General features: G+C 66.9%; 13 protein-coding genes and 1 pseudogene. 3 read left to right on the top strand and 11 right to left on the bottom strand.

The annotated features are described in order from the left end of the window. Nucleotides 1-190: 190 nt before the first annotated feature. The 10 genes from cysG to P2T65_RS14160 all read right to left on the bottom strand — a co-directional run bounded on the left by cysG (nucleotide 191) and on the right by P2T65_RS14160 (nucleotide 14,357). Complete coding sequence (gene cysG, locus P2T65_RS14115) at nucleotides 191-1,684, bottom strand: siroheme synthase CysG (RefSeq protein WP_276200031.1); 1,494 nt, start codon at nucleotides 1,682-1,684, stop codon at nucleotides 191-193. After that, the gene (locus P2T65_RS14120; RefSeq protein WP_276200032.1) at nucleotides 1,656-4,328 is read right to left on the bottom strand and encodes a nitrate reductase; all 2,673 of its coding nucleotides are present in this window, start codon (nucleotides 4,326-4,328) and stop codon (nucleotides 1,656-1,658) included. The genes cysG and P2T65_RS14120 overlap by 29 nt, the downstream gene beginning before the upstream one ends. Nucleotides 4,329-4,339: 11 nt before the next feature. Beyond that, the gene (gene nirD / locus P2T65_RS14125; protein ID WP_055460073.1) at nucleotides 4,340-4,690 is read right to left on the bottom strand and encodes a nitrite reductase small subunit NirD; all 351 of its coding nucleotides are present in this window, start codon (nucleotides 4,688-4,690) and stop codon (nucleotides 4,340-4,342) included. Between the two features lie 6 nt (nucleotides 4,691-4,696). Then, nucleotides 4,697-7,144, bottom strand: coding sequence for a nitrite reductase large subunit NirB (nirB, locus tag P2T65_RS14130; protein ID WP_276200033.1), 2,448 nt, complete (start codon nucleotides 7,142-7,144; stop codon nucleotides 4,697-4,699). A 17-nt stretch (nucleotides 7,145-7,161) separates the two neighbouring features. Further along, nucleotides 7,162-8,451 carry a nitrate/nitrite transporter gene (locus tag P2T65_RS14135; RefSeq protein ID WP_276200034.1) on the bottom strand — a complete coding sequence of 430 codons (1,290 nt, stop codon included), beginning with the start codon at nucleotides 8,449-8,451 and terminating at the stop codon, nucleotides 7,162-7,164. Nucleotides 8,452-8,952: 501 nt separating this feature from the next. Further along, nucleotides 8,953-9,750, bottom strand: coding sequence for an ABC transporter ATP-binding protein (locus P2T65_RS14140; protein WP_063185682.1), 798 nt, complete (start codon nucleotides 9,748-9,750; stop codon nucleotides 8,953-8,955). A 12-nt stretch (nucleotides 9,751-9,762) separates the two neighbouring features. Beyond that, nucleotides 9,763-10,659 carry a nitrate ABC transporter permease gene (ntrB, locus tag P2T65_RS14145; protein WP_055460075.1) on the bottom strand — a complete coding sequence of 299 codons (897 nt, stop codon included), beginning with the start codon at nucleotides 10,657-10,659 and terminating at the stop codon, nucleotides 9,763-9,765. Nucleotides 10,660-10,712: 53 nt separating this feature from the next. Then, the gene (locus P2T65_RS14150) at nucleotides 10,713-12,023 is read right to left on the bottom strand and encodes a CmpA/NrtA family ABC transporter substrate-binding protein (protein ID WP_276200035.1); all 1,311 of its coding nucleotides are present in this window, start codon (nucleotides 12,021-12,023) and stop codon (nucleotides 10,713-10,715) included. A gap of 496 nt (nucleotides 12,024-12,519) precedes the next feature. Further along, nucleotides 12,520-13,758, bottom strand: a complete 1,239-nt coding sequence (locus P2T65_RS14155; protein ID WP_055460077.1) for a CmpA/NrtA family ABC transporter substrate-binding protein — start codon at nucleotides 13,756-13,758, stop codon at nucleotides 12,520-12,522. Continuing rightward, the gene (locus P2T65_RS14160; RefSeq protein ID WP_055460078.1) at nucleotides 13,755-14,357 is read right to left on the bottom strand and encodes an ANTAR domain-containing response regulator; all 603 of its coding nucleotides are present in this window, start codon (nucleotides 14,355-14,357) and stop codon (nucleotides 13,755-13,757) included. Before P2T65_RS14160 ends, P2T65_RS14155 begins: the two co-directional genes overlap by 4 nt. A 179-nt stretch (nucleotides 14,358-14,536) precedes the next feature. On the opposite strand from P2T65_RS14160, the gene P2T65_RS14165 reads away from it, so the two are divergent. From P2T65_RS14165 to P2T65_RS14175, 3 genes are all read left to right on the top strand, one after another. Beyond that, a complete protein-coding gene (locus P2T65_RS14165; protein WP_055460079.1) occupies nucleotides 14,537-15,175 on the top strand; it encodes an FMN-binding negative transcriptional regulator in 639 nt (212 codons plus the stop codon). Between the two features lie 437 nt (nucleotides 15,176-15,612). Then, entirely contained in the window at nucleotides 15,613-15,918 is a 306-nt protein-coding gene (locus tag P2T65_RS14170) for a hypothetical protein (RefSeq protein ID WP_157672326.1), read from the top strand. Next, nucleotides 15,915-16,718 carry a DUF1828 domain-containing protein gene (locus tag P2T65_RS14175; protein ID WP_157672327.1) on the top strand — a complete coding sequence of 268 codons (804 nt, stop codon included), beginning with the start codon at nucleotides 15,915-15,917 and terminating at the stop codon, nucleotides 16,716-16,718. Before P2T65_RS14170 ends, P2T65_RS14175 begins: the two co-directional genes overlap by 4 nt. Nucleotides 16,719-17,279: 561 nt before the next feature. Here P2T65_RS14175 and P2T65_RS14180 read toward each other — a convergent pair. After that, nucleotides 17,280-17,407 (bottom strand): annotated as a pseudogene (locus P2T65_RS14180) (IS5/IS1182 family transposase); the annotation flags it as partial.

Consider the following 17,407-nt stretch of genomic DNA (forward strand, 5'->3'; position numbering starts at 1 on the left):
CTCTCCCTCCACGACCTGGTGGGCAAGGCTGGAATGGGGGGCAGTGCCGCCGGCCGGCGGTTCGATCGTGTTTGGCGACTGCGACTGGACGCATCGGGCCAGCGGCATCGCCCCCCACCCTAAACCCCTCCCACCGCAAGCGGGGAAAGGGGAATGGCGCTCCACCACGCTCTCATGCGTTCGCGTGTTCTCAACCGGCTGAAGCCACCGCCGGCCGGCCCTCGCCCAAGGCGGCCGTCCTCGCCTCGGCGAAGACCGCGCCAATCCCGATGACGAGCGGCTGCCTTTCATCCCGCTCGGCCATGCGCGCCGGCAGGTCGGCGAGGCGGCAGCGGCTGAGCACCTCCTCCGGGCGGCCGAGCGCCTCGGCAATCGCCACGGGCGTATCCGCCGCCATGCGATGATCCATGAGCCGGGCCGCAATCTGCGCGGCCGTGCGGCCGCCCATGTAGAAGACGGTGGTGGCGGAAGGATCGGCGATGGCGTGCCAGTCGACGTCCTCCGGCAGGCCGCCGTGGCGCGAATGGCCGGTGACGAAGCGGACGGACTTGGCGTGATCGCGGTGCGTCAGCGACACGCCGAGCGCGGCGGCCATGGCGATGCCGGCGGTGATGCCGGGCACGACGTCGAAGGCGATGCCTTCCCGGCGCAAACTGTCGATCTCCTCCCCCGCCCGGCCGAAGATCATCGGGTCGCCGGACTTGAGGCGCACCACGTGCTTTCCGGCGCGGGCAAGCGTCAGCATCATGGCGTTGATCTCGTCCTGCCTGCAGCTCGGCCGGCCGCCGCGCTTGCCGACGAGGATGCGCTTGGCCTCGCGGCGGGCGAGTTCCAGCACGTCCTCGGAGACGAGATCGTCGAAGAGGATGACGTCGGCCGCCTGCAGGGCGCGCACGGCCTTGATGGTCAGAAGCTCGGCATCGCCGGGGCCCGCACCGACGAAGGTGACGTGACCGCAGCCATGGCGTTCGCCCCGCGCGATGCGGCCCGCCTCGGCCTCCAGCGCGCCGGCGTCGTCGCCTCCGGGTGCCGCGCGGAAGGCACGGTCGACGAAGGCCTCCCAGAAGGCGCGGCGCCGGGCGCCGGGGCCGAGGCGCGCCATCACGCGCTCGCGCATGTCCGCGGCAAGGCGCGCCCAGTCGGCGAGCCAGGCGGGCAGCAGCGCCTCGATGCGCCGGCGCACAGCCTGCCCCAGCACGGGTGCGGCGCCGCTTGTCGAGATACCGACGACAAGCGGGGAGCGGTTGACGATGGTGCCGAACTGGAAGGTGCAGAAGGCCGGCTTGTCGATGACGTTGCACGGCACGCCGGCCCCGAGCGAGGCAGCCCGGAAGGCGGCCGCCTCCGCGTCCCCCTCCGCGTCGGCGACGGCGACCGCGGCGCCGGAGAAGGCCGCCGCCTCCCAACGGGCGTCGTGGTGGACAAGCCGTCCAGGCAGGTCCGCCGTGGCGAGAAGGCGAGAGAACTCCCCGCTCAGCTCTTCGCGCGGAGCATAGACATGCACCTCGGCGCCGGCGGCGACCAGCAGCTCCGTCTTCCAGGCCGCAGCGTCGCCGCCGCCAGCGACGATCGCGCGCTTGCCGGCGAGGTCGAGGAAGACCGGCAAGACGCTGAGCGGTGCGATCCGCGCGGGAGCGCGCTCGCCCGGTGCCCGCTCACTCGGCTGCCTGGAGACGATGCGCATGGATGATGCTCCTGATCTCCGCGCGGCAAGAGCCGCAATTGGTGCCCGCTAGCAGGGCATCGCCCACGGCCTCCACCGTGTGGCAGCCGGCGACGACGGCGCCCGCGATCTGCCTCACGCCGACGCCGAAGCACGAGCAGACGATGGCCCCCTTGTCCTCACCGCCCTTGCCCGGCCGGCCGGCGAGAACGGCGAGGCGCGCCCGCTGGTCGGCATGGGCCTGCGACAGCTGCTCGACGACCCAGTCGCGCGGCACGGCGACCGGCTCGGCTGCGAGATAAAGCGCGCCGATGAGGCGCTCGCCGACGAAGCGCGCAAAACGTCGGCGGGCGGCGACCGCATCCTGGAAGGACAGGGTGTCGGCATCAGGTACCCCGGGCAGGATGGCGTCCGCCACCGCCGGCCAGTCCGCCACAGCGTTGGCGAAGGCGAGTTCAACGCGCCAGCCCCCTTCGCAGCGGGCGATGGCCCAGTAATCGGCGGCAATGCGCTTGGGCTTCCCGGTGAGCACGGCGAAGCCGTAGGCCGCGGCGGTGAAGCGTGCGATGCGGACGGCGACGTGCTTCAGCGCCGGCTGGCCGGAGGTCGAATCGATTATGGGCGGCACGAGGCGATCAACACGGCCGTCGGCGGCGAACTGGTCGGTCCAGTGCATGGGCACGAAGATCGAGCCCTCGCGCTGGCGGCTCGTCAGCAGCGCCCTGACGACGATGGCGCCGCGGGCAGAGGTGACGCGCACGAGATCGGCATCGGCGATGCCGTATGTCGCCGCATCGGCGGGGTGGATCTCGACGAAGGGCTCGGCGAGATGCTGCGAGAGGCGCTGGCTCTTGCCGGTTCGCGTCATCGTGTGCCACTGGTCGCGCACGCGGCCGGTGTTGAGCACGAGGGGGAAGCCTTCGCTCGTCCGCGCGGGCGCCATCGTGGTGACGGGCACGAGCCGGGCCTTGCGATCCGGCGTGAAGAAGCCGCCCTCGGCGAAGAAACGGATGTCATCGGCCGGCGTCTCGCCGGCCCGCGCCGGCCACTGGAAGGGCGCGAGCGCATCGAACCCGGCGGCATCGATGCCGGCATGGGCGCCGATGTCGAAGTCGCGCGTGCCATGGTTCTCGAAGGCGGAGAGCGCCGCGTGCTCGGCGAAGATCTCGGCCGGCGAGGCATAGGGAAAGGCCTCGGCAAAACCCATGCGGCGTGCCACTTCCGTGACGATCCACCAGTCGGGCTTCGCCTCCCCCGGCCGGGGCAGGAACGGGCGCTGGCGCGACATGCGGCGCTCGGAATTGGTCACCGTGCCGTCCTTCTCGCCCCAGGCGGCGGCCGGCAGCTTCACATGGGCGTGGCGCACCGTGTCGGTTTCGCCGACCACGTCGGAAACGACGACAAAGGGGCAGGCCCGGATCGCGGTTTCGACCATGTCACCGTCCGGCATGGAATCGACCGGGTTGGTGGCCATGATCCACAGCGCCTTGATGCGCCCGTCAGCGACGGCGCGGAACATGTCGACGGCCTTGAGGCCCGGCGCAGAGGTGATGACCGGCGCCCTCCAGAAGCGCTGCACACGCTCGCGATCGGCCGCATTGTCGATGTCCATATGGGCCGCCAGCATGTTGGCGAGCCCGCCGACCTCACGCCCGCCCATGGCGTTGGGCTGGCCGGTCACGGAGAAGGGCCCCATGCCGGGCCGGCCGATGCGGCCGGTGGCGAGGTGGCAGTTGATGATGGCGCTCACCTTGTCGGTGCCAACCGACGACTGGTTGACGCCCTGGCTGTAGACGGTGACGACCTTCTCCGTCGCCGCGAAGAGCCGGTAGAATTCCGCGATGCTCGCCCGGTCGAGGCCCGTCTCGGCGGCGATGCCGTCCATGTCGAGGCGCCAGGCGGCGGCCAGCGCTTCGGCGAAGCCGGTCGTGTGTTCGGCGATGTAGTTCTCGTCGAGCGCACCCGCCTCGGCGAGATGGGCGAGAAGACCGTTGAAGAGCGCGACATCGCCGTCGGGCGCAATGGCGAGGTGCTGGTCGGCGATATCGGCCGTCATGGTGCGGCGCGGATCGACGACAATGACCTTCATCTCAGGCCGCTCGGCCTTGGCGGCGGCGAGGCGCTGGTACAGCACCGGGTGGCACCAGGCGAGGTTGGAGCCGACGAGGACGACGAGGTCGGCAAGCTCGAGGTCCCGGTAGCTGCCCGGCACCGTGTCGGCGCCGAAGGCGCGGCGGTGGCCCGCGACCGAGGAGGCCATGCACAGGCGCGAGTTGGTGTCGATGTTGGCCGTGCCGATGAAGCCCTTCATCAGCTTGTTGACGACGTAGTAATCCTCGTTCAGGAGCTGGCCCGAGACGTAGAAGGCGACGGAATCCGGTCCGTGCTCGGCGATGGTGCGCGAGAAGGTCTCGGCCACCCGGTCGAGCGCCTCGTCCCACCCGGCCCTGCGGCCGTCGATTTCGGGAAAGAGCAGGCGGCCTTCGAGGTCGACGGTCTCGGCAAGCGCCGAACCCTTGGAGCACAGCCGGCCGAAATTGGCGGGGTGGTCGGGATCGCCGCGGACGGCAAGGGTACCGTCCGCACCGACCGTGGCGAGGATGCCGCAGCCCACCCCGCAATAGGGGCAGGTCGTCTTCGTGATGGTCGGGACGGTTTCCTCCATCGCCGCCTGCCCTATTCGGCCGCGATGCGGGCGGAGGCCGCCGCCAGGATGGCCGAAGCGTCCATCAGGATGCGCTCGCCGTCGCGCTTCAGCGGGAAGGTCCGCACGGCGCCCTCGTCGGCGCCCTGAGCGAGGCCGGTCTCGAGCGAAAATACCCAGTTGTGCAGCGGGCAGGTGACCTGCGCCCCGTGGACGATGCCCTGGCTCAGGGGGCCGCCCTTGTGCGGACACCGATCCTCGATGGCATAGACCTCGTCCGCCGCCGTGCGGAAGACCGCGATGCGGCCGATCGGCGTATCGACGCAGCGCGCGCCGCGCCGCGGAATGTCGGACAGCCGGCCGATTTCAACCCAGTCGCTCATCGCCTTTCACTCCGCGGCTTCTGCAAAGCCGACGCTCGCCATCGGCTTGAACTCGTGCTTGTCCTTGCCGGAGACGCGCTCCGACCACGGGTCGACCTGGGCGAACTTCTGGGAGAAGACGAAACGGTCGAAATAGGCCTTGCGCCTGTCCTTGTCGTCGAGGATCTGGCGTCGGACCTCGTCGTAGCCGACGCGCTTGGCCCACTTGTAGATACGCTCGAGATAGCGCGCCTGCTCGCGGTACATCTGGGTGAGGGCCACGATGACCTCGAGCGCCTCGTCCTCGGTGGCGACGAGGCCGAGCTTCTCGGTGCCCTTGATGTCGAGCCCTGCGGCGCCGGCGAAGTGGATCTCGAAGCCTGAGTCGACGCAGATGACGCCGACGTCCTTGCAGGTTGCCTCGGCGCAATTCCTCGGGCAGCCGGAGACGGCCATCTTGACCTTGGCCGGCGTCCACGAGCCCCACATGAACTTCTCGATGCGGATGCCGAGACCGGTCGAATCCTGCGTGCCGAAGCGGCACCAGTCGGAGCCGACGCAGGTCTTCACCGTCCTCAGGCCCTTGGCATAGGCGTGGCCGGAGACGAAGCCGGCCTTGCCGAGCTCGGCCCAGACCGCCGGCAGGTCTTCCTTCCGCACTCCCAGCATGTCGATGCGCTGGCCGCCGGTAACCTTCACCGCCGGGATGTTGAACTTGTCCACCACATCGGCGATGGCCCTGAGCTCCGCGGCATTGGTCACGCCGCCCCACATGCGCGGCACGACCGAATAGGTGCCGTCCTTCTGGATGTTGGCGTGCACGCGCTCGTTGATGAAGCGCGACTGGTAGTCGTCGGCATATTCGTCGGGCCAGTCGCAGACGAGATAGTAGTTGAGCGCCGGCCGGCACTTGGCGCAGCCGCAGGAGGTCTTCCATTCGAGTTCCTGCATCACGGCGGGGATGGTCTTGAGCCCCTTGGCCTTGATGAGGCGGCGCACGTCGTCGTGGCCGAGGTCAGTGCAGGTGCACATGGGCTGCACGGCGGCCGGGTTGTAGCTGTCGCCGAGCGTCAGCTTCATCACCTGCTCGACGAGGCCGGTGCAGGAGCCGCAGGAGGCGGAGGCCTTGGTATGGGCGCGGACGTCATCGAGCGACGTCAGGCCCTTGCTCGTGATCGCCGAGACAATCTTGCCCTTGCACACGCCGTTGCAGCCGCAGATCTCCGCATCATCCGGCAAGGCTGCAACGGCCGCCGTAGGGTCCAGCGGAGACCCTCCCTGGTAGGCCTGGCCGAAGATGAGCGTCTCGCGCATCTCGGCGATGTCCGTCCCCTTGCGCAGCATGTCGAAGAACCACGCCCCGTCGGACGTTTCACCATACATCACTGCGCCGATGATGCGGTTCTGCTTCAGGACGAGGCGCTTGTAGACGCCGGCCGAGGCGTCGCGCAGCACGATCTCCTCGCGGTCGTCGCCGTCCGCGAAGTCGCCGGCCGAATAGAGGTTGATGCCGGTGACCTTGAGCTGTGTCGCCGTCTCGACGGGGCGGAACGCGGCATCCTCCTTGACCAGCGTCTTGGCGACGACGCGGGCCATGTCATACAGCGGTGCGACGAGGCCGTAGCAGACGCCCTCATGCTCGACACATTCGCCGACAGCGAGGATGTCCGGGTCCGAGGTGACCATCTGGTCGCTGACAACGATGCCCCGCTCCACATGGAGGCCGGCATCGACGGCGATGCGCGTCTCGGGGCGTATGCCGACGGCCATGACCACAATGTCGGCGGGGTAGACGGTTCCGTCCTCCAGAAGCACGGCCTCCACTTTCTCCTCACCAAGGATCGCCTTGGTCTGCGCCTTGACGTGGACCTTGATGCCGCGACCCTCCAGTTCCTTCTTCAGGAGATAGCCGGCGGCGGGGTCGAGCTGCCGCTCCATGAGATGGCCCATGAGGTGCAGCACCGTGACCTCCATGCCGCGCAGCCTGAGCGCCGCTGCAGCCTCAAGGCCGAGCAGGCCGCCGCCGATGACGACCGCCCTGGCGCCGGGCTTGCGCGCGGCCTCCACCATGGCGTTGACGTCGTCGAGGTCGCGGAAGGCCATGACGCCGGGCAGATCCTTGCCGGCCACGGTAATGATGAAGGGCGCCGAGCCGGTGGCGATGAGCAGCTTGTCGTAAGGCGTCTCGCCGCCCTTGGAGACGACGACCTTGCGCTTGCGGTCGATCTTCGTGACCGTCTCGCCGAAGCGGCAGGTGACGCCGTTCGCGGCATACCAGGCGGCGTCGTGAGTGACGATGTCGCCGTAGGTCTTCTCTCCCGCCAGAACGGGCGAGAGCATGATGCGGTTGTAGTTGCCGCGCGGCTCGGCGCCGAACAGCGTGACGTCGAAGGCTTCGGGAGCTGCTTCGAAGAGATGTTCCAGCGCACGGCCCGAGGCCATGCCGGCGCCGACGACGACGAGTTTCTGGGTCATGTCCGTCAATCCGTTGTTCATTGGGCGGCGTAGCCGAGGCCGCCGGCGGCGCGGCGTTCCATGCGGCGGATGGCAACGTGCATCCACACGAAGGAGACGGCGACGATGGCGAAGAGCAGCATGAAGCAGCTCGACCACAGGCCGGTGAGATCATTGAGCGCGCCGAAGGCGATCGGCAGGACGAAGCCGCCGAGCCCGCCGATCATGCCGACGAGACCGCCGACCGCGCCGACGCTCGAGGGGTAGTAGACCGGGATGTGCTTGTAGACCGCCGCCTTGCCAAGGCTCATGACGAAGCCGAGGACGAAGGCGACGGCGATGAAGAGCGCCGGCCCGACCTCGACATGGAGCGCGACCGGCCCGTTGATGCCGCGCAGCACGTAGTCGCCCGTCGGCAGCGACAGGACGAGCGTGGCGAGCGCCGAGACGGCGAAGGTGCGGTACATGACGGCACGCGCGCCGATGCGGTCGGACAGGGCGCCGCCATAGGCACGGAAGATGCTGGCCGGGATCGAATAGGCCGCGCCGACGATGCCGGCCGTCTTGATGTCGAAGCCGTAGACGCCGATGAGATAGCGCGGCAGCCACAGGGCCAGCGCGACGAAGGCGCCGAAAACGAAGAAGTAGTAGAGGGCGAAGCGCCACACCTGCACGTTCTTCAGCGGCGCGAACTCCGACCAGAAGCTCTTCGGGGCAGGGGCGAGGCCGGCGCGGCGCGCCTTGATGACGGGATCGTCCTCGGTAGTGAACCAGAAGAGGAGTGCCATGACGACGAGCACCGCCGCCCAGATGAGCGCCACTGCCTGCCAGCCCCAGGCGATGAGGATGAGGGGCGCGACGAACTTGGTGACCGCGGCGCCGACATTGCCGACGCCGAAGATGCCGAGCGCCGTGCCCTGCCGCTCCGCCGGGTAGAAACGCGCCACATAGGCGACACCGACTGCGAAAGCTCCACCCGCGAGGCCGACGCCCAGTGCCGCGGCCAGCATCTGCGGATAGGTCTGGGCGAAGGCAAGGAGGACGGTGGCGATGGCCGCTGCCAGCATGGTGGCGGTGTAGACGAGGCGGCCGCCGTAGCGGTCCGTCCATACGCCGAGCGCCACGCGCACAAGCGAGCCGGTGAGGATGGGCGTGCCCACGAGCAGCCCGAACTGGGTTTCGGAGAGGCCGAGCTCGTCCTTGATGCGCACGGCGATGATGGAAAAGATCGTCCACACCGCAAAGCAGATGGTGAAGGCGATGGTGGACATGGCGAGAGCCCGCGTCGCTTCGTCCTTGCCGGGCGCAGCTTGGTGGGGTGCGGTCATCATCGGCTCCGTTGGCGGCTCGCGGCCGCGATGGGAAAAGCAAAACAAAAAAGCCGCCGGCCGGGCCGCACGCACCTCCTCCGGCGGAAGCGCGGGTTCACCCGATCGGCAGCTTTGCCTGCGGCGCCCGCCCTTGGACGCCCTATGTCGGCCGTTACGGCCTTCGCCCTCTTTCCTGCACGAGGCGTGCCAACTCAACGGAAGGAGGCGAATTTTTAGTTGTTACAATGCGTTGGAGCGCCTTGCCGGCGCTTTGGCAGCCTCTGCCCTGCCCTGCCGAATTGCTGAGCGGCGCAGCAATCCGCCCATTTCTTGTGCAGCGCACAACGCGTCCGGCCCGGCGCGTGCCTTGCTACAAGGAGCGCGATTACTTCCCTCCCCCTCGCGGGGAGGGGTTGGGGGTGGGGGGCAGGACGCAAGGACACGGCCTCCTGCATGCTGACCACCCAAACCCCTACCCTCCCCTGCAGAAGGCGGAGATTGGAGACGTCCCGCTGCTCCCTACGCCGCCGCCTCCACGAAGCGATGGCGCTCGTAGAGGAACTTCAGCACCGCTTCGCGGCAGCGCAGGTAGGTGCGGTCGGAGGCGAGCGCCAGCCGCTCGCGCGGGCGCGGCAGCGGCACGGTGAGCACCTCGCCGATGGTGGCGGCCGGCCCGTTGGTCATCATCACGATGCGATCGGAGAGCAGCACGGCCTCGTCAACATCGTGCGTGATCATGATCATCGTGTTGCCGAGCCGGGCGTGGATCTCCATCAACTGGTCCTGCAGATGGGCGCGGGTCAGCGCGTCGAGCGCACCGAAGGGCTCGTCGAGCAGCAGGATCTTCGGCTCCATGGCGAGCGCCCGCGCGATGCCGACGCGCTGCTTCATGCCGCCGGAAATCTCGCCCGGTCGCTTGTCGGCCGCGTGCGCCATCTGCACCAGGTCGAGGTTCTCCATGATCCACGCATGCTGCTCGGCCTTGCTCTTCCGGCCGCGGAAGACCTTGGTGACGGCGAGCGCCACGTTGCCGTAGACGCTGAGCCACGGCAGCAGCGAGTGGTTCTGGAAGACGACGGCGCGGTCCGGCCCCGGCGCATTGACCTCCCTGTTCTCCAGGAGCACGGCGCCGGAGGAGACCGGCGTCAGCCCGGCGACGAGGTTGAGCAGGGTCGACTTGCCGCAGCCGGAATGGCCGATGATGGAGACGAACTCGCCTTCGTCGATGGTGAGGCGGATGTCGCGCAGGACCTCGCTCACCTTGCCGCCGCGCGAGAAGCTCTTGCCGATGTAGTCGAGCTTGAGATAGCCGCTCATGGGTCTTCTCCCTCAGCTGGCCGCGGGGCCGCGGGTGACGATGACGCCGACGAAACCGACCAGCCGGTCGAGCAGGAAGCCGACGAGGCCGATGTAGACGAGCGCCACGATGATGTCGGTGAGGCGCGAGGAATTCCATGCATCCCAGATGAAGAAGCCGATGCCGACGCCGCCGGTCAGCATCTCGGCCGCGACGATGGCGAGCCAAGAGAGGCCGACGCCGATCCGGAGCCCCGAGAAGATGTAGGGCGCGGCCGCCGGCACCATGATCTTGAAGAAGAACTCCACCTGGTTGAGGCGCAGCACGCGAGCGACGTTGCGATAGTCCTCGGGGATGTTGCGCACGCCGGCGGCGGTGTTGATGATCACCGGCCAGATGGCCGTGATGAAGATGACGAAGATCGCCGATGGCCGCGAATCCATGAAAGCGGCGAGCGAGATCGGCAGCCAGGCGAGCGGCGGCACCGTGCGCAGTACCTGGAAGATCGGATCGAGCCCGCGCATCATCCACACCGACTGTCCGACGAGCGCGCCGAGCAGCACGCCCGCCACCGCGGCGAGGCCGAAGCCGATGGCGACCCGCTCCAGCGAGACGATGACGCGCCAGCCGAGGCCGATGTCCTGCGTGCCGTTGACGAAGAACGGGTCCAGGATCAGGTCGCTGCTCTCGTTCCAGATCTCGCTCGGCGGCGGCAGCGACGACCCGGGGCCCGAGAAGGCCACCTGCCACACGGCAAGGAGAACGAGGAGGACGACGAGGGGCGGTACGATGGATTGTGCGAGCCGCGTGGCAAGAGCGATGATATCGAACCTGCGGGGCACGGCGGGCGGAAGCGTCACCACCGTCGCCTTCTGGCGCTCGGCGGGAAATGCGGCGATCGCATCGCCCTTGATGGACGGCAATGTCATGGGGCTTGCCCTCGTTTTGGCGGAAGGGGCCGGCGCGGGCCGCCGGCCGGCTTTCACGAGACGGCCTTGATGGCGAGGCTGTCGAGATAGGCGGAGGGGTTCTCGGGATCGAAGGTCTTGCCGTCGAAGAACTTTTCCACGCCGCGACTGTCGCCGGCCGGCAGGTCGGCGAGGCCGAGGCCCTTGGCGGCCGCGAGCCACAGGTCCGAGCGATTGGTGGCGTCGACCATGGCCTTGACGTCGACCGACGCGGGGAACTTGCCCCAGCGGATGTTCTCGATCATGAACCAGGTGTCGAGGCTCTTCCAGGGATAGGACGTCTCGCCCTTCTCGCCCCAGAACTTCATGCGCAGGTCGGACCCGGCGACGGTGCGGCCGTTGCCGTAGTTGATGTCCCCCTTGATGCGGCCAACGATGTCCTTGACGGGCACGTTGTACCATTGCCGACGGCCGATGATCTCGGCCATCTCCTGCTTGTTCTCCTGTTTCTCGCACCACTGCTGGGCTTCCATCACCGCCATCAGGATGGCAAGGGTCGCCTTGGGATGCTTGTCCACCCAGTCGGCGCGCATGCCGAGCACCTTTTCGGGGTGCCGGAACCAGATCTCGCCCGTGGTCGCCGCGGTGAAGCCGATCTTCTGGTTGACGAGCTGCTCGTTCCACGGCTCGCCGACGCAGAAACAGTCCATGTTGCCCACCTTCATGTTGGCCACCATCTGCGGCGGCGGCACGACGATGAGGTTGAGGTCCTTGTCCGGGTCGATGCCGCCGGCGGCGAGCCAGTAGCGGATCCACAGGTCGTGCGTGCCGCCGGGGAAGGTCATGGCGGCCGTCACGTCCTTGCCGGACGCCTTCTTCCTGGCGAAAGCCTCCTTCAAGGCGCCGGAATCGAGCTTCACGCCCGTCTCGGCATATTCCTGCGCGACGGAGATGCCCTGACAGTCCTCGTTGAGGTTGAGGAGCGTGTACATCGGCAGCTTCTGGCCGTTCTGCATCACGGCGCCGGAGGAATAGAGGTGGACCTTCGGCCTCAGGATGTGGCCGCCGTCGATGCCGCCTGCGCCGCCGCCGAGCGCCATGTTGTCGCGCGTCGCGCCCCAGGAGGCCTGTTTCTCGATGGCGACGTCCGGCACCTCGTATTTGGCGAAGAAGCCCTTCTCCTTGGCGATGATGAGCGGGGCGGAATCGGTGAGCGCAATGTAGCCGAGGCGCGCGCCGGTGACCTCGGGACCCGAGCCGGCGGCATGGGCGCCGGCCGGCAGCAGCGCCTTGGCGGCGAGGAAGGTCGCGGTGGCGCCAGCCCCCTTCAGGAAGGCGCGGCGCCCGGGAGCCATGGAAAGGGTGGTCGTCTGCGTCCGTTTCATGTCGTCCCCCTCTGGAGCAGGCGGCATCCGCGATCGGTGTGCTGTGCAACAAAAAAGCCGCCGGCCAGGAACAGGCGCCCTCCTCCCGGACGCGCGCTTTCCCTGATCGGCAGCCTTGCCAGCAGCGCCCGACGCTGGACGCCCTATGTGGGCCCTATGGCCTCACGGAAAGGCAACGCAGGAAGCGTGCCAAGTTCCCAATGCGCCAGAATTACGTTGTTTCACAATAGATTATGCCTCGGAAGCGCGAACAGAGACCTGTGGACAAGCGACCAAGGCTTGATCAGATCGCGGCAGCATACCGCACCTTTATTGTGCAGCGCACAAGGATGCTGAAAATGCAGTCAGCTTGCCTTCCGACGCATGCAATCCGTCATGGCCGGGCTCGTCCCGGCCATCCACGCCTTTGATCTTGCTCACCGTGCAAGGCGTGGATGCCCGAGACAAGCGCGGGCATGACGGTCGCGATCAGGGCAACTGGTATCATAGCCGCCCCTCACACCGCCTCGGCCGCCCCCTGCGCTGCGATATAGGCATCGAGATCGTCAGGATCGAACAGGCTGCCGTCGAAAAAACCGTCGGGGCCGAGGATCAGGCTGGCGCCGGCCGAGCCGACGGCGGTTGGCCGCGTCAGCGCGCCCTCCACCTTGGCGTTGGCGCCGGGCAGCGCGACGCCGAGCGGCTTCAGCGCGGCGCGGTAGAGATCGGGCCGGTAGGTCTCGCGCGCAAGGGCGGCATTCGCCGGCGTGTGAAGCACCTGCCCCCAGCGCGCCATCTGGCTGTAGAACCACAGCGCGTGGCTCTTCCACGGGAAGGTGGCACCCCGCGCCTGCGGCACGAAGAAGTCCTCGACCTCCATTGCCGCATCGGGTCCGATGGCGAGGTGCCCCGTGAGCGCCGGCATCAGCCATTCGGCCGGCCGGCCGACATAGGCGGGTGCGGACAGAATGGCGGCGAGTTCCTGCCCGTTGGCCGGATCGGCGCACCACTCGGCCGCGCGATAGAGCGCGCGCAGCAGCGCCGCCAGCGCCTCGGGCGCGGCCTCGGCCCAGCGCGCGTCGGCGGCGAGCACCTTTTCGGGGCTGGAGCGCCAGATCTTCGCCTTCACGGTCGCGATACGACCCGTGCCCAGCATCACGGCCGCCGTGTTCCACGGCTCGCCGACGCAATAGCCGTCGACGACGCCAGAGCCGAGCGCATCCGCCATCAAGGGCGGCGGCAGGATGACGATCTCCACCGACCGGTCGGGATCGATGCCGCAGGCGGCGAGCCAGTAGCGCAGGTCGTAGTTGTGGCCGGAGTGCGGGTGGACGACGGCGAAGCGCAGCGGCGGCAGGCCTTGCCGGCCCCGCGCCACGACCACGGCGCGCAGCGCCTTCCCCGCCGCGCGCGGGCTGAGGTCCAGCACGGCGCCGTGCCCGGCCATCGCCTGCCACAGGGCATTGGAGACGGTGACGGCATTGCCGCCGAGGCCGAGCGCCATCGGCACCACGGAGCGCGCCGCGAGCGGCGTCAGGCCGAGGTTGCAGGCGATCGGCATCGGCGCGAGCACATGCGCCACCTGGAAATGGCCGACCGCGAGCCTGTCGCGGATATTGGCCCAGGAGGTCTCGCGCACCAGCTTGAGCGCGACGCCCTCGGCCTCAGCGAAGCCCTTCTCGTGCGCCGCCACGACGAGCGCACTGTCGAGCAGCGGCATGAAACCGGCGGCGATCTCGTGCGGCGCCTCGCTCATCCCTCGTCTCCCGGTTCGAGCAGCCCCGCGGCGGTGACGAGGCTCTGGGCGATCTCGGCGATCTTGCGGTTCTGGTTCATCGCCGTCTTGCGCAGGAGCGCATAGGCCGCCTCCTCCGTCATGCCGCGCGACTTCATGAGGATGCCCTTGGCGCGCTCGACCAGCTTTCGGTCGGCGAGTTCGCTGCGCGCTTCCTCCAGCTCCCGCGACAGGCGGGCAAAGGCGTTGAAGCGGCTGATGGCCATGTCGAGGATGGGCTTGACCCGCTCCTGCTTCAGCCCGTCGACGACATAGGCCGATACGCCGGCCTCGACCGCCGCCTCGATGGAGGCCTGGTCGGAGCGGTCGACGAACATGGCGATGGGGCGCTTCACGGCCCGCGAGAGCTGGAACATGTTCTCCAGCATGTCGCGGTTGGGGTTCTCGAGGTCGATGACAATGACGTCGGGGTTGATCTCGGCGATGCGGCGGGCGATGCCGGTCACGTCATGCACCAGGGTGACGTTATCATGGCCGGCCTCGCGCAGCCCCGCCTCGATGATGGAGGCGCGGATGCGGTTCTCATCGATCACGAGAATGGCGAGCGACGCACGGGGCATGCCCGCATCATGCTCATGCCGCCGTTTTGTGCAACGCGGCATGCTGCAAAAAGATCGGGCACGCCTGCCGCTCGCGTAGCCGTTCGGCGCCCCGAAAACGGCCGTGGCGGTGCAGCGCGAAGGCGCTTAAGAATACGCTCGAGGCACGCGAGCGATCGCGGCATGCCGGGAGAACGTCGATGTACCAGCCGCCCCATTTCCGCGAGGAGAGGCTCGAGGTCCAGCACGCGCTGATCCGCGCCCATCCCCTCGGCCTGCTGATCTCCTCGGGCGAGGATGGCCCCCTCGCCAATCCGGTGCCGTTCCTGCTCGATGCGGCAGCGGCCCCGAAGGGCGTGGTCAGGGCGCATCTGGCCCGCGCCAACCGGCAATGGCAGGCGCTCGCGGCCGGTGAGCCCGCCCTCGCCGTCTTCCAGGGCGTCGATACCTATGTGACGCCCTCCTGGTACGAGACGAAAAAGGAGACAGGCAAGGTCGTGCCGACGTGGAACTATGCGATCGTGCAGGTGCGCGGCCCGGTGCGCGTCATCGAAGACCGGGAATGGCTGCGGCGCCAGATCACGGCGCTGACCGCGCAGCACGAGGAGGGCCGCACGCAACCCTGGGCCGTGACGGACGCGCCGGAGGATTTCGTGGCGGCGCAGCTCAAGGGCATCGTCGGCATCGAGATGACGATCGAGAGCATCGAGGGCAAGTGGAAGGTGAGCCAGAACCGCCCCGCCCCCGACCGCATCGGCGTCGCCGAAGGCCTCGCCGCCGAGACCGACCCGCAGGCTGCCCGGATGGAGCGGCTGGTGCGAGACTATGGTGGGGTGTGAGGTGTGATGGCTGCCAGCGAATGAAGCACCATATGCTCCATTTCCCTCTAGACCGTAAACCCATAAACGGCTCTGGGTTCCCTGACGGTGGCAATTGTGATTCAAGCTCCTTTTCGGGAGCTTTGCGAGATCGTGTCCATCCGCATCTGGCTACGCGGTTATGAGTCTACGGCCTAGTAGCCTTGAAAGGGCCGATTAAGAGGCCATGAACTTTTCTTATATAGTTCTTGGAGCGGCTGACTGACGTACTGCTGGATCGCTGCCGAATGCGTGTAGCTCAACTCGCGAAAGCGCCCAAGCATCTGGTAGCACCTGGCAGGTGGACCTCAGGCCGCATTGCACACGCTGCCTTTCCGCTGCATCCGCGGAATGCAATAAAGCTCGGACCGGCCTTCCGTTGGCGCGTTGATGGACTTGAGACGGGCGAGCGCAAATTCTTGCTTCTGACCTTCTTCCGAGCGGATCGGGAGAACTTTGGTGCTTGGCTGGCCGAACAGCACCTAAATGACGATATCTTGGTCTTGATCCGCCTTGAGGATCACGGCACTCACCCCGGGCTTCACGTTCATGTCTGCTGCGATCCAGAAACGCTACCCCCGATCGGTCGTCAGAGCTACGGGGGTATGCAGCGCCTGCCGAACCGGCACTATCGTCGGCGGGGCGCGTTCACCGAGCAAGATGCCTTGTCTCTGGCGTATGGTTTCTTCAAAGTGGCGTCCAAGACCGTTGGAGGTCTGCTGTGAATCCGGTCGACGTTCTTCAAAAAGCCCTTTGCGGCACGATCACCACGCGGCATCTCGCTGGCGGCGTGATTGCCGTCGGCACCGAATTTAGCCTCTCGGATGGGGATCGCATCGGCTTCTATGTTACAAGCGCGAATGATGGCTTTTGGATATCTGACGATGGAACGACGATTCCATTCCTGGAGGCACAAGGGATTTCGTTCGATGGGAGCACCCGAGCAAGTGCGTTATCGGAACTCCTCGCGGAATACGGGTTTTCCTTTAACGAGTCCGACGCGGAACTAATAAGCGGCCCATTTGACGAAGAGGCGCTGCCGGAAGCTGCAATGCGTTTCGTCAGTCTACGGCTTCGGCTGCAGGATTTCCTCCTGCTTCATCCAAAATCCGTCGCGAACACATTCAAAGACGACGTACGTCGAGCGATGGAAATTGCGCTTGAGGGAAAAGCCCATCTAGCGTTCGACAAAATTGTTAGCGACCATCTACCTGATATTGTTGCAGATGCCGTCGTAGAACGGCATGGCGTTACGCCAATAGCCGTTTTTTTTGGAACGAACGACATGCGCCTGACCGAGGCTCAGGTCTTACGTCTGGAAGCTAAATACCAGGCGCAAATCCCCCTTCGAGTCGTGTCGATTGTGGAGAGCCAACGGCCGACGGCGTTATCATCCCGTGTTCTTGGCCGTGCCATGAACCGGCTCGACAAGGTTCTCGTTTTTCGGGGCGAGGAACAATCAGCGATGCACGCATTAATGGAGCTGATCGGTGTCGATCTGACGATTAACAGTTTGCCCCATTAGCGCAGTATCTACGTAAACTGCGGACGGGCGTTATTCCCCTACACCCACTCCAATGTTGGAGCGCCGCAGCAATTTCTAACATGATTGGGGGGAATGGTGCCAGAGCTGGCTTCACATTTTTCTTATAACGACCTGATAGCTATTTCTTAATTTCCCCACCGACGCGCCATAGACCATCAGAAAGACCAACATCTAAGGCCCCTCTCCCGAGCACGGGTGCCCCCCAGCCTCACCCGATGTGCTATTTGGTGTTTCTTGTGGATACTCGCCGGCCGTAGGAACAATCTGATGCCAGTCGGCACGCCCCTCCGCCCCCACGCCCAGCTCGTGGTGGATGCAGCCCCCACACCGGCCGAGACCGCCGCGTCGATCGTCCGGCTTATCCCGCTCGGCACCCACCTCGTGGGAGTAGAAGGCTTCATGGGCGCTGGCAAGACGACGATTGCAAAAGCGATTGCGTCTGCCTTGGCAGCACCGCTCATCAGCACGGATGAGTTCGTCTCCCCACGTGAACCAGGCCAAATGCGACGCGCGTATCCTGATCACGTGCGCCAGGACGACCTAGGCCGTAGACTCATAACCGCGTAGCCAGATGCGGATGGACGCGAGCTTCACGGCGGCGAGGAAGTTTTCCGCCGTCTTGTCGAAGCGGGTGGCGATACGGCGGAAGTGTTTGATCTTGTTGAAGA

Source organism: Chelatococcus sp. XZ-Ab1, from assembly GCF_029309855.1.
In the GTDB taxonomy this organism is placed as follows: domain Bacteria; phylum Pseudomonadota; class Alphaproteobacteria; order Rhizobiales; family Beijerinckiaceae; genus Chelatococcus_A; species Chelatococcus_A sambhunathii.